The organism is Pseudomonadota bacterium (genome assembly GCA_016711215.1).
Classification (GTDB): Bacteria; Myxococcota_A; Polyangia.
Genome location: JADJTL010000001.1, coordinates 942,127 through 956,126 on the forward strand (window position 1 = coordinate 942,127; position 14,000 = coordinate 956,126).

General features: G+C 70.7%; 13 protein-coding genes. 9 read left to right on the forward strand and 4 right to left on the reverse strand.

Annotated elements, in window-relative coordinates; translation table 11 throughout:
* Window positions 1-68: 68 nt before the first annotated feature.
* The 3 genes from IPL40_03685 to IPL40_03695 are packed head-to-tail and all read right to left on the reverse strand — an operon-like array spanning window position 69 to window position 2,521.
* The gene (locus tag IPL40_03685; GenBank protein ID MBK8480266.1) at window positions 69-608 is read right to left on the reverse strand and encodes a hypothetical protein; all 540 of its coding nucleotides are present in this window, start codon (window positions 606-608) and stop codon (window positions 69-71) included.
* Window positions 605-1,945, reverse strand: coding sequence for a hypothetical protein (locus IPL40_03690; protein ID MBK8480267.1), 1,341 nt, complete (start codon window positions 1,943-1,945; stop codon window positions 605-607). The genes IPL40_03685 and IPL40_03690 overlap by 4 nt, the downstream gene beginning before the upstream one ends.
* A 33-nt stretch (window positions 1,946-1,978) precedes the next feature.
* A complete protein-coding gene (locus IPL40_03695; GenBank protein MBK8480268.1) occupies window positions 1,979-2,521 on the reverse strand; it encodes a YceI family protein in 543 nt (180 codons plus the stop codon).
* Between the two features lie 258 nt (window positions 2,522-2,779).
* Here IPL40_03695 and IPL40_03700 point away from each other — a divergent pair, with 258 nt between their 5' ends.
* Window positions 2,780-3,148 carry a hypothetical protein gene (locus IPL40_03700; protein ID MBK8480269.1) on the forward strand — a complete coding sequence of 123 codons (369 nt, stop codon included), beginning with the start codon at window positions 2,780-2,782 and terminating at the stop codon, window positions 3,146-3,148.
* A gap of 20 nt (window positions 3,149-3,168) precedes the next feature.
* Here IPL40_03700 and IPL40_03705 read toward each other — a convergent pair whose 3' ends face one another.
* Complete coding sequence (locus IPL40_03705) at window positions 3,169-5,340, reverse strand: glycosyltransferase family 39 protein (protein MBK8480270.1); 2,172 nt, start codon at window positions 5,338-5,340, stop codon at window positions 3,169-3,171.
* Between the two features lie 176 nt (window positions 5,341-5,516).
* Here IPL40_03705 and IPL40_03710 point away from each other — a divergent pair, with 176 nt between their 5' ends.
* From IPL40_03710 to lpxB, 8 genes are all read left to right on the forward strand, one after another.
* Entirely contained in the window at window positions 5,517-6,533 is a 1,017-nt protein-coding gene (locus IPL40_03710; protein MBK8480271.1) for a glycosyltransferase family 2 protein, read from the forward strand.
* Window positions 6,534-6,652: 119 nt separating this feature from the next.
* A complete protein-coding gene (locus IPL40_03715; GenBank protein MBK8480272.1) occupies window positions 6,653-7,012 on the forward strand; it encodes a GtrA family protein in 360 nt (119 codons plus the stop codon).
* Window positions 7,013-7,294: 282 nt separating this feature from the next.
* The gene (gene yajC, locus IPL40_03720) at window positions 7,295-7,663 is read left to right on the forward strand and encodes a preprotein translocase subunit YajC (GenBank protein ID MBK8480273.1); all 369 of its coding nucleotides are present in this window, start codon (window positions 7,295-7,297) and stop codon (window positions 7,661-7,663) included.
* 95 nt (window positions 7,664-7,758) lie between these two features.
* Complete coding sequence (gene secD / locus IPL40_03725; protein ID MBK8480274.1) at window positions 7,759-9,546, forward strand: protein translocase subunit SecD; 1,788 nt, start codon at window positions 7,759-7,761, stop codon at window positions 9,544-9,546.
* Window positions 9,547-9,560: 14 nt separating this feature from the next.
* On the forward strand, window positions 9,561-10,760 hold the full coding sequence (gene secF, locus IPL40_03730; protein MBK8480275.1) for a protein translocase subunit SecF: 1,200 nt from the start codon (window positions 9,561-9,563) through the stop codon (window positions 10,758-10,760).
* Window positions 10,761-10,778: 18 nt separating this feature from the next.
* The gene (recJ, locus tag IPL40_03735) at window positions 10,779-12,533 is read left to right on the forward strand and encodes a single-stranded-DNA-specific exonuclease RecJ (protein ID MBK8480276.1); all 1,755 of its coding nucleotides are present in this window, start codon (window positions 10,779-10,781) and stop codon (window positions 12,531-12,533) included.
* 11 nt (window positions 12,534-12,544) lie between these two features.
* Window positions 12,545-12,877 (forward strand): hypothetical protein, encoded by a 333-nt coding sequence (locus tag IPL40_03740; protein MBK8480277.1) that lies wholly within the window; start codon window positions 12,545-12,547, stop codon window positions 12,875-12,877.
* A complete protein-coding gene (lpxB, locus tag IPL40_03745) occupies window positions 12,874-13,986 on the forward strand; it encodes a lipid-A-disaccharide synthase (GenBank protein ID MBK8480278.1) in 1,113 nt (370 codons plus the stop codon). The genes IPL40_03740 and lpxB overlap by 4 nt, the downstream gene beginning before the upstream one ends.
* Window positions 13,987-14,000: the final 14 nt, after the last annotated feature.

Here is a 14,000-nt window from a genome sequence, read left to right on the forward strand (position 1 = left end):
TGAAGCGGCGGCTGAAGCGACGAGCTCGGGCCCTCGACCGAGGCGGAGCAGCAAAGCCCCGGTCTGCGCTAGCCTCGCGGAGCGGCCCGGATCGCCAGCGCGAAGTGCAGCACGTCCTTGGGGGTCCAAACCAGCTTGAAGGGCCGCAAGCGGCGGGCGCGCGCCTCGCCGAGGCCGATCGACAGGGCCTCGGCCACCACCGTCGAGCAATTACGGTCGAGCGTGCTCCAGGCCTGCAGGGGGCCCTGGTAGCGTACGCCGTCGCGCATCAGGCCGAAGGACTGCCACCAATCCTTGATCGCCAGCTCGTTGAGCTCGCGCAGCTCGATCTGATGATCGGGGAGCTGGCGCTCGGCCGCGCAGTCCGCCGCGAAGAGGCGGTCGCGGAAGGGCGGCGACTGGTAGATGTTGCGGTGCAGCTTCGAGGGCACGGCGCCGGGGCGCTCGGGCCACCACGAGACGTAGGTCTTGGGGTCGACGATCAGCGAGGCATGGCCCCAGGCCTCGGCCTTGCCGCGATACTCCCAGACACAGACCGTCGCCATCGCCGCAGGCCCCCCGTCGAGGGGGCATACTAGCGCATGTCGCGCCCAGGGGGATCCGCTCATGCTCCGCTCGGCTCCGGGGGATCCGCGACGTGGGCGGGAGGCGCGCGCTGCGGCAGGATGGTGCGCAACCAGGTCAGGAGCTGCAGGACCTCGGGCTCTTCCAGCACCAGGCTCGCGCGTAGCTCGCTCCCGCGCCGCCACAGGTGCAGGCGTTCGATCAGCGCGCTGACGCCGAGCACGCGCAGCATCAGCAGCGACTGCAGGCGCGTCAGCTCGAGCGCCGCGGCGCGCAGCGCCGTCGCGGCGTCGGCGGCGTCCGCGAAGCTGAGGACCACCTTGACCCGGGCGTTGGCGCTCGCGGCCATCGCGAGCCGACCCGCGGTCGGCGTCGGCAGGCCCGCGGGCAGTCGAATCAGGCGCGGGAGGTTGATGGCCTGCACGAGCAGCGCGGCCGCGCCGTCCTCGCTGGAGCCACGCGCGGTTGGCGTAACGCCCTCGAGCAAGCGCTCGACCCAGGGCCGGGTCGCCGCGCCCTGCGCGGCTCCAGCGGCAGGTGGGCCGGTGGCGGCGGTGGGGCGTTGGAGCTGCTCCAGCAGCTCCGGCGCGGCGAAGACGATCAGCCCCTCGAGCAGCGTCAGCAGGCGCCGATCACCGGGCAAGCGCGGCGGAGCGGAGAGCTCGCCCTGCAAGCTGCCCTCGTGCTCGGTCCAGCGCAGGGTGCCCGCGTTGGCCTGGACGCTGGCCTCGAGCGCCGTGCGCGCCGCCGCCAGGGAGAGCGCATGACGCGCGACCAGCAGCGTCTCGGTGATGCGGTAAGGGTTGGGCGTGGCGATCAGCAGCCGATCGAAGTCCCGCAGGGGATCGAGCGGGGCACCGGCCAGCAGCGTGCGGTAGTCGTAGAAGGCCGCGAGGAGCTCGCGCACGCCGGCGGCGTAGGGCGAGTCGCGCACGCGGTCGCAGCGCAGCAGCACGAGCAGGGCGGCGTCGCCCGGTGCGACCTCCGCGAGCGCCGCCGTCGGATGAGGTGCCGGGGGTAGCGCCGCCGCTGGCGCTGGCGAAGGGCGCGGCGGCGCCTTGCGGCGGGGCGCGCGGCCGGTCGCGGTGGCCGCAAGCCCCGGCGCGTCGTCGGCGCGTTTGGTGGCGGGCGCTGGGGCCTGCGGCGGCGCGGCGGGGGGCGACGCAGCCGGCGCGCCGAGGCGGTTGTCGAGGTCGAGCCAGATCGGGCCGAGGGGCGGCGCGGGCAGCGCGAGGGCCGAAAGCGTGAGCCACAGCGCCACGCCGCCGTGCAGGGCGAAGGAGGTCAGCAGGGCGATCGCCCAGCGCCCCGCGGGGCCGCCATTTGGGTCCGGGCGCGGCGGCCTGTCGCGGGGGCTCGCAAGGCGCGGGGCAGGCTGCATGGCGGTCGGCGCTTCGGGGGACCTTGGCGCGGGCTACCTGGCGCCGTTGCCGGAGGCGCCGGGATCCGGCAGCTCGAAACGGATCTCGACGCGATCCTGCAGGCGCAGGGCCCCGAGCAGGGCCTTATAGGGCGCAATGCCCCAGCGGCTCGGCACCAAGACGACGCTGCCCCGCAGGTGGCCATCACGACGCTCGACCGCGAACTCGATCTCGCGCGCTTGCCCGACCAGCTCCAGCATCCCGCGCACGAGCACCTCGTGCTCCCCCTTGAAGGTCAACGTGGCGTCCAGGTGGGCGTCGGGGAACTTGCCCGTGAGCAGGACCTTGGACTGCATGGCCTCGCGAATCTCGGCCTGTTCACGCGCCGAAAGCGCCTCGCGATCGACCACGCCCCCAGGGCGCGCGGCGCCCTCGACGACAATCTCGCTGGTCTTGAAGCGGCCCTCGACCTGCCGCTGATCGATCGTCAACTCGAGCGCCGGCAGCCTCAGCTGCAGGTCGTGTCCGAGGCGCGAGAGCAGCCCGTCCTTGAAGGTCAGGATCGTCAGCGATCCAGCGCGAATTGTTTGCTCCATCGGCGACTCCGGGGGCGGCTGATCGGCGCCCGGCGCGCATCATAGGGGTGCCCGCGCCCATCGACAAGGCGCGCGAGACGCGCTGTCGTTCCCCGACCTGGGCCGAGCGCGGGAGCGGAGCGTGGCCGGGCATCGCGTCGCCCCGCGCTCGCGCCCGCCCGGGACGGATCGCGCCGTCGATCGCCAGCCAAAGGTCAGAAAATTAGGTTGGTTCATCCGGGGCCGCTAGCATCAGCCATGCCGTCAAGGAGGTCTGGGATGCAGGTCGAGCGCCGCAGGAAGAGGAGCAACTACCGGGGCCTTTCGCTCCACTATTGGCTCGCCGCGGTAGCCGCGCGGACGCGCGCGCTCGCCTTCGTCTTGGCGGACCCCTCGGGGCTGCTGATCGCGTCGAGCCTGCGCGGACCCGAGGCGGAGGAGCTGGCGGCGATCGTGCCGCTGCTGCATCGCGATGCTGCCGCGCCCTTGGCGGGGGTCAAGTGGCGACAGATGCCGATCCAGGTCGATCAGATCACGATCGATGGCATGCCGCTCTTGCTCTGCGCCGTCGGCGACCGGCCGGCCTGCCACAGCGCGATGGCGCAGGCGGCGGGCGGCGTCGAGCGGATCTTGGCCGCGCCGGCCTAGCAGCCCGGCGACTGCCGCCGCTAGATTCGGGCCTCGGCCAGCACGAAGTGCACGTTCGAGTCGTCGACGATGCGCAAGGACTTGCGCCCCTGCTCGGTCGGTAGCACGCCGCGCAGCCCCGGGTAGCGGCCCCGCTCAGTGATGAAGAAGAAGCGTCGCCCGACGCGCTCGCCGAGCCATTTCCGAATCGCGGCGTCGTCCAGGCTCTTGGCGACCACGACCTGCGCCGCCGTGTACCAGGTCTCGCCGCGCCAATTGAACTGCCAGGCCACGAGCTGCTCCTCCGGGCCCTTGCGCAGGCGATAGTAGGTCTGCAGGACCTCCTTCTGGCTCCAATGCGGCGCGCAATGGAGCTGGTAGGCATTGAGGAGAAAGCCGCCGCCGCCGAGCGTCAGCAGCAACATGGTCGCGACCGCTGCGCTGCGCAGGCGGCGCCAGAGCAGTGCCGCCAGGGGCAGCGCGAAGGCGGCGCCGTAGATCGCCATCAGCAGCCCCTCGGGCGTGCCGGTCCTCCAGCCTTCCTCATAGAGATAGGTGAAGAGCCAGACCCAATGAGCCGGTTGGCTGTAGAGGTCGATGGTGATCAGCACCAGGAGGCCGCCCGCGGCCAGCACGGAGGCCCCGAGGGCCCGAACCCGCCCGGCGAGTAAATCGTCGAGGTAGATTGCGATCAGGATCGCGGCCGGCGGCAGGGCCGGCAGCAGGTAGTGGTGGTACTTGGTCACGCTCATCGTGAAGAGCAGCAGCACCACCACCAGCCAGAGCGCGCAGAAGAGCTGCACCCGCGCGCGCGCGTCGCGGGCGCCGGGCGCCGGGGGCGCCAGCAGCCGGGCAAAGGCCGCGGGGAGCAGGGCGACCCAGGGGAAGAAGCCGTAGCCCAGTTGCTGGAGGTAGTACTCCCAGGTTCCCTTGGCCTGTGACTGCTCGCCAATCGTCAGGCGCCGCAGCTGCTCAGTACCGATCAACTCGTTGAGGAAGCGCGTGCCATGGGCCAGCGCCATCGCATGCCACCAGGGAAGGAAGGCCGTCCCCGCGATCAGCAACCCGCCGCCGAGGCGGAGCTGCCGCAGCAAACGCCATTCGCTGCTGACGAGCACGTAGACGAGCACGATCAGCCCCGGCTGCAGTGCGCCGACCAGGCCCTTGGCCAGCCCCGAGAGCGCGACGGCGAGATAAAAGCCCCAGAGATACACGTCGTTCTTGGTGGCGGTCTTACGCGTCGCCCAGAGCGCGACCACGGCGACGAGGCCGTAGAGCAGCATGACGATCGCGGCGCTCAGCGTCTGCCCGCCGAGCCGCAGCGGCAGTGGGACGCGGAGCAGCGGCGGCACGACGGCGATCAGCATCAGCGTGATCACCAGGACGAAGGCCGCGACGAAGACCCAGTAGCTGGTGGCGCTCGGCAGCTCGAGCACTCGCTTGCCAAGCTGCCAGCGGCGCCGGGGCAGCGGCTCGTCCGCGCCGAAGACCGCCAGCGCCAGCAGCGCGATCCCGCCGGTCAGGAGGCCCACGTAGGGCATATCCGTCATCGCCTGGCGGGTGATGAAGAAATAGATCGGCGAGGTCGCGAGCACGACACCGGCGAGCAAGCCGACGCGGCGGCTCAAGAGCCGCGCGCCCAGGAGATAGATGCCGAAGACGCCGAAGAGCCCGCAGAGGAAGAAGGGCAGCCGGACGATCCACTCGACGGCGCCGTTGGTCAGGGTCGCCCCGGGATCCGGTCCGGTGCGGGCTTGAGGCGGGCCTTGCACGGGATCCTCGAGCGAGCGTCCGGTGCGGCGGAGCGTGATCTTCCCCTCGAGGCCGGCGGCCTTGAGAAAGAGGCCCGAGAGCCAGAAGCTGCCCACCGGCTTGGACCAGAAGTCGGTCTCGGACCAGCCCTCGGGGCCGACGCCGTTATGCCAGTAGGGTGAGAGCCAATCGTCGCGCTCCATGAACTGGCGCGCGACCTCCGTGTAGATCGTCTCCCATGGGTCGAACATGCCGTAGCTGCCCATCACGGGCAGGTAGATGCCGCAGCAGAGCAAGAGCAGCAGGAGGGTGTGACGTCGGCGTGTGCGACGAAGCGGCCCGCGCTGCAGCGCCGTTGCGGCGGCGGGCTCGGCCGCGGCGCCCGCAAGCGCGGCGTCCTCGTCCGTGGCTGAGCGCGCGACGTCGCGCGATTCCCCGGCGACGGGCGTGGAGCGAGTCATGATCCCCCTCGGCGTTCGGCGGCGCGTAGCATCGTCGATCGGGTCGGCAGTGGGCAAGGGGTTGCCGCTGATGCCCGAAAGGTTTTCGCAGCGGCCGATTGACGGCGGCAGTGGGCTGGCGCTATGAGCGAGGCAGATCCCAGCCAGGAGGCCCCTTGTCCGCCGAAGCCACGGTTTTGCAGCAGGCGGAGCCGGCCGGTCGTCCGCGGCTCTCAGTCGTCATTCCCTGCTTCAACGAGGAGGACTGCCTCGGCGAGCTATGCCGGCGCGTGACCGCCGCCTGCGTCGACTGCGTGGCGCAGGACTACGAGCTCGTGCTGGTCAACGACGGCTCAGGCGACGGAACATGGGCGGCGATCGCCGAGCTGGCGCGGCAGGACGCGCGCGTCGTTGGCGTCGATCTATCGCGCAACCACGGTCACCAACTCGCCTTGACCGCGGGGCTGACGGTCTGTCAGGGCGAGCGCGTGCTGATCATCGACGCCGACCTGCAGGATCCCCCCGAGCTCGTCGGGGCGATGATGCAGGCGATGGATCAGGAGGGCGCGGACGTCGTCTACGGGCAGCGACGCGAACGCGCCGGCGAGACGGCGTTCAAGAAGGCCTCTGCCGCGCTCTTCTACCGCGTGCTGCGCAGCATGACCGACGTCGACATCCCGCTCGATACCGGCGATTTCCGCCTGATCAGCCGGCGGGCGCTGGAGGCCTTGCTGGCGATGCCGGAGCAGCACCGCTTCGTCCGCGGCATGGTCAGCTGGATCGGCTTTCATCAGACGCCCCTGCTCTATGATCGCGCGGAGCGCTTCTCCGGGGTGACCAAGTATCCCCTGAGCAAGATGGTGCGCTTCGCGCTCGACGCGATCACCGGCTTCTCGATCCGCCCGCTGCGGCTGGCCAGCTACTTTGGACTGCTGCTCGCCGTGCCCGCCTTCCTGCTGTTGGTCTACACGCTCTATAGCTGGCTGGCGGGCCATACCGTGCAGGGCTGGACCAGCTTGATGGTCGTCGTGCTCTTCCTCGGCAGCGCCCAGATGATCGTGCTCGGCGTCTTCGGCGAGTACGTCGGCCGGCTCTATATGGAGGCCAAGCGGCGACCGCTCTTCGTCATTCGCGCCATCGTCGGCGCGGCGCGGCGCGGCGGAGCCTCCCACGCAGTGCCCCGACTCGGGGTCGGCCCCGACAGTGCGGGCTGAGCGTGCAGATTAATCGCGCGGTGGCGTCAGGGCCCGGCAGTCGACCCGACAGGCCCGGGTTGCGGCGCGCGCTGAGGGCTGCAGCGCGGGGCCACGGCCGACACGCGGGGCGTTTTGCCGTGGTGGGCGCGCTCAACACCCTGCTCGATCTCGCGCTCTTCAACGCGCTGCACTACGGTCTGGGGCTCGCCCTCGTCGTTGCCAACACGCTGAGTTACGGCGCGGGGATCGCGCAGAGCTTCGCGCTCAACCGCCACTGGACCTTTGCGGATCGCCGCGACGCCGGTCGCCCAGTTGGACGACAGCTCGCGCTCTTCGTGGCGCTCAACCTGCTGGCGCTCGGTCTCTCCAACCTGACGATCTGGCTACTGGTGCGGCGCTTCGGCCTGCCGGCCTACGCAGCCAAGCTCGTGGCGGTCGGCGTCACCTTCCTCTGGGGCTATGCAACCAGTCGCCGCTACGTCTTCCGCCAGCGATGAGCGCGCCGCCCCGGTCGCCCACAATCGGCGCTGGCGACCCGCGCCCTCGGCCCGGCGGAGGCCCCCTGCCTGGGGGCTGACTGCTCGCGTTGAAAGCCGCTCGCCGCGAGGCGCTGCGCGCGCGCAGCGCGGGCCGACGTGCGGGCCGACGTTGACCCGCCGAGGCAGATTTGCTAGACAACGCGCGCTCTGCGCGCTCGTAGTGGCGCTAGCCGTATTCTCGTGCTTGCGGTCGCGCACAGGCGCCAACCCCAGGAGGTTCAGGTGACTTTCACTTCATGGATGCTCGGTCTCGCTCAGGCCTCGGGCGCGGGCGGCGGTAGCGCGGTGCCTGGCGGCGGCGGCGGCGGATTGATGTCGATGATGCCGATCCTGCTGATGGTCGTGGTCTTCTACTTTCTGCTGATCCGTCCGCAGCAGAAAAAGGCCAAGGAGCATCGGGCGATGCTCTCCGCGCTCAAGGTCGGCGAAGAGATCGTGACCAGCGGCGGGGTCATCGGCCGCATCACGGGCCTCAGCGAGCGCATCCTGACGATCGAGGTGGCCGAAAAGATCCGCCTGCGGGTACTGCGCTCCCACATTCTCGGCCGCAAGGACGAGGTCAAGGAAGGCGAGGCCGAGCGCCCGAGCCCGGCGACGGCGTCGTCCTAGGGCGCTGAGGCTCTGGGTCGAGGTCGAGATCCCCGCAGTCCAACTCCGGCATGCCGGACGCCGCCCGCGGCGCCGCGCGCTGAACGGTTGAATCCATGGAACGAAGCTGGTGGTGGAAAGCAATTGGTCATCTGCTGCTGATCGTCGTGGCGGTCGTCTATCTCATCCCCACACTGGTGGGCGAGGAGCGGCTGCCCGGCTGGTACAGTAAGCACGTCAAGGCCAAGCTGCAGCTCGGACTCGATCTACAGGGCGGGATTCACCTGGTCTACGAGGTCGAGGTCGACAAGGCCGTCTCCGACAAGACCGACCGGCTGGCGGCCGACATCGAGGAGCGGCTGACCCGCGACAAGAAGCTCAAAGGGGTCAATGTCAGCCGCGAGGGTCGCGACGAGATCGCCGTCCGCTGCGCCAGCGCCAGGGATTTGGCGACGATCGACCGGACCTTCCTCTCCGAGTTTCGCAGCAACCTGGACGAGGTCGGGCGGGATCTCGCGACGCACACCGTGCGGCTGCGGCTCAACTCCGCCTACGTCAGCGAGGTCGGCGAGTACGCCATTCGCCAGGCCGTCGAGACGATCCGGGGCCGCATCGACGAGTTCGGGGTGGCCGAGCCGACGATCTTGCGCAAGGGCAGCGACATCGTCGTCGAGCTGCCTGGCCTGACGCGCCGCAGCTTCGACCGCGTCAAGCGCCAGATCGGGCGTACGGCGCAGCTCGAGTTCAAGATGGTCGATGACGAGAACGACTTCATGGCCGCCGCGGCCGCGAAGCTGCCGGAGAAGAGCCCAATCACGGTCCGCAGCGAGACCTACGATGGCAAGCAACACGGCGCCATCACCTACACCTACCTCGAGTCGCGCGACAAGCGCGCGCTGCGCCAGTTCCTCGACCAGCTCAAGCTGCCGAAGGACCGCGAGATCCTCCTGGGGGAGGAGTACGCCAAGGACAAGAAGGGCAACCGCCTGCCCGACAAGATCTGGATCACCTACTTCATCAAGCGGCGCACCGAGCTGACCGGCGAGTACATCAGCGACGCGCAGGTGATGTGGGAGGATCGCACCGGCCGGCCGGAGGTCTCTCTGACCTTCGACCGCACGGGCGCCGAGGTCTTCGAGCGCCTCTCCGGCGACAACATCGGCCGGCGGATGGCGATCGTGCTCGACAGCAACATCAACTCGGCGCCCGTGCTCGAGAGCCGCATCGGCGGCGGGCGAGCGCGGATCACCCTCGGTGGGCTGCGCAGCCCCCAGGAGCTGCAGGAAGAGGCCAACGATCTGGCGGCGGTCCTGCGGACGGGCGCCTTGCCCGCGCCCTTGCGCAAGTCCTTCGAGAGCCAGGTCGGTCCGACGCTCGGGCGGGACACGATCAACCGCGGGATGGTGGCCTTTGCGGTCGGCGCCGGGACGATCATCCTCTTCATGCTCTACTACTATCACCTCGCCGGCGTCTTCGCCGACCTGGCGCTGCTCGTGAATATGCTCTTCGTGTTGGCGTTGATGGCGGCCTTCCACGCCACGCTGACCCTCCCCGGCATCGCCGGGCTGGTGCTCACGCTCGGTATGTCGATCGACGCCAACGTCTTGGTCAACGAGCGCATCCGCGAGGAGATGCGCCTGGGCAAGAGCGCGCGGGCGGCCGTCGACGCCGGCTACGCGCATGCCTTCTGGGCGATCTTCGACTCGCAGTTGACGACGGGGATCGCCGGCATCGTCCTGCTCCAATACGGATCCGGGCCAATTCGCGGCTTCGCCGTGACGATGCTGATCGGCATCGCGACCTCGATCTTCACCGGCGTGTACGTGACCCGCATGCTCTTCGATCTCTATGTGGCCAAGGCCCGGCCCAAGGTCATCAGCGTCGGGCTGCCGCGGACGGTCTGAGGGGAGATTACGCGATGCCGCAATGGATCAAGCCAGGCACCACCTACGAGTTCTACGGGCCTCGTCGGCGCGCCTATGCAATTTCTTGGGGCCTGACGCTGGCCTCCTTCGTGGCCCTTGGCGTCAACGTCTTGTGGCGCGGCTCGGCGCTCAACTATGGCACTGACTTCACCGGCGGCTCGCAGCTGCAGGTGCAGTTCTCGCGTGCGGTCCGTCCGGCGGAGGTGCGCGGTGCCCTGGAGAAGGGTGGCTTCGGCGGCAGCGAGGTCGTGGCGATGACCGTCGGCGCACCGCCCAATACCTTCATGCTGCGCATGGGTGAGGTTTCGGCCTGCTCGGCCGCCGAGCGCGAGAAGGCGACGGCCGAGCTCAAGCGTGCCTTCGGCGCGCCGATCCGCAAGCTCGACTACAAGGAGGGCAGCGACAAGATCTACGTCCTGCTGCCCGCGCGGAGCGACGTGACGAAGAAGGTTGCCGAGGAAGACGCGGCGCGCCAGATCGAGGCCGCCTTCACCGCGGCCGGCGTCGAGGTGCAGCAGGTGCGCCTCTTCGGCCGGGCGCGTGATGGATCGTTCGAGGTCAGCCTCGGGGGGCTGGGCGGCGGGGTCGAGCGGGCGCTGACTGCGGCGTTGGGCGCGGGCAGCGTACGCGACATTCCCCAGGTCGAGACGGTCGGCAGTCGAATGGGTCGGCAGCTCCGCGACAGCGGCATCAAGTCGCTGATCTACTCGATGCTGCTGATCCTGCTCTACATCACCTTGCGCTTCGATCTGCGCTACGCGCCGGGGGTGCTGATCGCGCTGGTGCACGATGTCGTGATCACGGTGGGGCTCTTTGCTGTCCTCTGGCACGAGTTCTCGCTCTCGGTGGTCGCCGCGCTGATGACGATCGCCGGCTATTCCGTCAACGACACCATCGTCGTTTTCGACCGCATCCGCGAGGACGTGGCGCGCTTTCGCGACCGGAAGTTCGATCGCGTCGTCAACGGGGCGATCAATGAGACGCTCAGCCGCACGCTCCTGACCTCGCTGACGCTGGTCACCTGTCTCGCGCTCTGGGGGCTCGGCACCGGGCCGATTCGCGAGTTCGGCTTTGCGCTCTCGATCGGCATCCTCCTCGGGACCTACTCGTCGATCTTCGTCGCCAGCCCGATGGTCGTCTACTTCAACGAGCGCGTGGCTGCGATCGGCCGCAAGGGCGCCGTGGCCCGCTAGGTTCGAAGGGGCTGTCGATTGCAGGCGGCAGCGACGACCGGGCCAGCTTGGCGCTTTCACCCGCCCGCGGGGGACCACGCCCTCGCGCTCGGTGCTGCACTGGACCTGCCGCCGGCGGTGGCCCAGGTCCTAATCAATCGCGGCTTCGGTGACCTCGCGCGCGCGCGCGGCTTTCTGCAGCCGCGACTGGCCCAGCTCACGCCACCGACAGCGATGGCCGGTCTACAGGTCGGCGTCGAACGGCTGGCGCAGGCGCTGCGGCGTGGCGAGCGGATTGGTGTCTTCGGCGATTACGACGTCGATGGGGTCAGCGCCGCTGCCGTGCTCGGCGACTATCTGCGCGGCTGCGGGGCCGACCTGCGCCTGCGCGTGGCGCGCCGCGACGAGGGCTACGGGCTGCATCCAACGCAGGCCAACGAGTTGGTCGCGGCGGGCTGTCGGGTGTTGCTGCTGGCCGACTGTGGCACGGCTGACGTTAACGCGGTTGCCGCCGCGACCGCCGCCGGGGCCGACGTCGTGGCCCTCGATCATCATCGCGTGCTCGAGGGCGCCTGGCCCGGCCTGGCGCTGATCAATCCACAGCGCCCCGACTGCGGGTTCCTCTACAAGGGTCTCTGCTCGGCTGGGTTGGCCTTTTACTTTACGGGCGCGCTGCGGCGCGTGCTGGCCGCGGAGGGGCGGGCGGCGCCGGACCCGCGGGCGGGGCTCGACCTCGTCGCGCTCGGCACCGTGGCCGACGTGGCACCCCTCGACGGGGTCAACCGCATCTTGGTCGCCCGGGGGCTCGAAGGGCTGGCGGAGACGAGCCGCCCTGGGCTCCGTGAGCTGCTGCGCCTCGCGGCGATCGAAGGGCGCGCGGTCACAGCAGAGGATGTCGCCTGGCGGCTGGGACCGCGCCTCAACGCGCCAGGACGGCTGGGGGATGCGGGGCTGGCGCTCGAGGCCCTGGCCGAGCGCGACCCGGCCCGCGCGGTCGCGGCGGCGCGACGCTGCGACGCCCTCAACGGCGAGCGCAAGGCGCTGCAGGAGCGACTGCTCGCCGAGGCGCGCGCGCAGGCCCAGGAGCAAGGCGAGCGGAGCTTCTATCTGCTGGCCAGCGAGGGTTGGCATCCGGGGGTCATCGGCATCGTCGCGGGTCGGCTGGCCGCCGAGCGGCGCCGGCCGGTGGCCGTCGTGGCGATCGAGGGAGAGCTGGGGCGTGGAAGTGCGCGCAGCGTGCCGGGGCTCGACCTGGTCGAGGTGCTGCGTTGCAGCGCGGCTGCGCTCACGCGCTTCGGCGGGCATGCGGCGGCTGCTGGCTTCACCGTCGAGCGCAGCAAGTTGGCTCTGCTGGCGGCGTCGCTGGAGCAGGCCACGGCGGGGCGTCTCGCGGGGCTGGAGCCGCCGGGGCTGACGGTCGACGCACTGGTCGAGTTGGAGCGGGTCGATGAGCCGCTCTGTGGCGCCTTGGCGCGGCTGGCCCCCTTCGGCCAACAAAACGCCGAGCCGATCCTTGCGAGCGCCGCTGTCGCCGTGGTCAGCGTCCGCAGCGTGGGCAGCGGGCATCTCGCGCTGACGCTGCGTCAGGGTGAAGGTGTGCCGCAGCAGGCGATCGCCTTTGGGTTCAACCGCGCAGCACCGGCAGTTGGGTCGAGGGTGGACCTCGCCTTCGTGCCCGAGCTCGACAGCTATCGGCGGCGCGGGGTGCGCCTGCGGGTTCAGGCGCTCCTGCCGGCCGGCGAGGGGGTCGAGCTCGCCTCCCTGCGCGAGGCGTCAGCGGCGGCGCAGCCCTAGCGGAGAGACAGATGTCACGAGCAGCTGACGAAGACGCGCGGGCGGGCGCTTGGCGCGGCGCCGACGAGCCTGCAGACGGCGGAGACGAGCAGCTGGGCGACGCGCTAGGGGATGACCCGGCCGGGCCGATCGCGTTCAGCCACCACCTCTCGCGCCGCCAGCGCGGTCTATGGCCGGCCTTGCTGCGGCTCTTCTCCCTCGTGATGATGCTCGGGGCGCTCCTTCTCCTCGTGCTCTACAAGGACCGCTGCGCCGCGGAGGTGGCGCGCGCGATCGGCGTGGCCTCGCAGCCCCCGGGGGGCCCCTCGCGCGGAGCGGCGTTGCTGCCGGACGGCGGCCGTTGATCGGGGCACCGAGCGTCTTTGTCTGCGCCGGTGAGGTCTCCGGTGATCGCGCAGCCGCCGCGGTCGTCGTCGAGTTGCGCGCGCGCTTCCCGCGGCTGCGCTGTTGGGGCGTGGGCGGTGCCGCGCTCGAAGCCGCGGGCGTCGAGCTGATCGCGCGCAGCGAGGCGCTGGCGGTGGCCGGCCTGAGCGAGGCCGTCGGGCTCTTGCCGCGGCTGGCTGGCCTGCGCTGGAGGCTACGGCGCGCCTGGCGCCTCCGTCGCCCCGACCTGGCCTTGCTCGTCGACTATCCCGGGCTCAACCTGCGGCTCGCCTGCGCCTTGCGCCGCGCCGCTGTGCCTGTGCTCTACTACGTGGCGCCTCAGCGCTGGGCCTGGCGCGAGGGCGGGGCGGCGCGCGTCGGACGCTGCACCGATGCGCTCGCGGTGGTGCTGCCCTTCGAGGCCCCCTGGTACGCGCGGCGCGGCGTCGCGGCAACCTTCGTCGGCCACCCCGCGCTCGACACGCGATCGACGCTGCCGCGCGAGGCCACGCGCCGCGCGCTCGGGATCGAAGGCGCCCGCGCGGTGGTGGCTATCTTCCCTGGGTCGCGCCGCCACGAGCTCGAACGCCACCTGCCGCCGCTGCGCCGCGCTTTTGCGCGCCTGCCCGGCGTCGAGCCGCTGCTCGTTCCGGCGACGGCGGCGCTGGCTGCTCGCTGCCGTACCCTCGTGCCGGCGTGGCGTCAGGCTGGCACGAGGCAGGCCTTGGCGGCAGCGGATGCCGCGCTGTGCAAGGCGGGAACGGTGACGCTCGAGGTTGCGCTGGCGGGCATCCCGCTGGCGGCGTTCTATCGGCTCTCGGCGTTCTCCTATGCGCTCCTCCGTCGGGCGGTCAAAGTGCCCTACGTGGCGCTGCCGAATATCCTCGCGCGGGCGCCGGTCGTGCCCGAGCTGCTGCAACACGAGTTGACGCCCGAGGCGATCGTGGCGGTCGTCTCGCGCTTGCTGCAGCCGCGCTACGCGGCGTGGCAGCGCGCGCGCCTGGGGCAGCTGGCCGCGCTGCTCGGCCCGCCTGGTGCAGCCCGGCGGGTTGCCGACCTCGCTCAGCAGTTGCTTGGCAGCGGCGCGTAGCTGCCAGGTTGCGC

Coding starts and splice junctions, on each gene's coding strand:
- IPL40_03740 (MBK8480277.1), top strand. CDS start 12,545: ATGTCACGAGCAGCTGACGAAGACGCGCGGGCGGGCGCTTGGCGCGGC.
- IPL40_03705 (MBK8480270.1), bottom strand. CDS start 5,340: ATGACTCGCTCCACGCCCGTCGCCGGGGAATCGCGCGACGTCGCGCGC.
- yajC (MBK8480273.1), top strand. CDS start 7,295: ATGCTCGGTCTCGCTCAGGCCTCGGGCGCGGGCGGCGGTAGCGCGGTG.
- IPL40_03685 (MBK8480266.1), bottom strand. CDS start 608: ATGAGCGGATCCCCCTGGGCGCGACATGCGCTAGTATGCCCCCTCGAC.
- IPL40_03695 (MBK8480268.1), bottom strand. CDS start 2,521: ATGGAGCAAACAATTCGCGCTGGATCGCTGACGATCCTGACCTTCAAG.
- IPL40_03700 (MBK8480269.1), top strand. CDS start 2,780: ATGCAGGTCGAGCGCCGCAGGAAGAGGAGCAACTACCGGGGCCTTTCG.
- IPL40_03690 (MBK8480267.1), bottom strand. CDS start 1,945: ATGCAGCCTGCCCCGCGCCTTGCGAGCCCCCGCGACAGGCCGCCGCGC.
- secD (MBK8480274.1), top strand. CDS start 7,759: ATGGAACGAAGCTGGTGGTGGAAAGCAATTGGTCATCTGCTGCTGATC.
- secF (MBK8480275.1), top strand. CDS start 9,561: ATGCCGCAATGGATCAAGCCAGGCACCACCTACGAGTTCTACGGGCCT.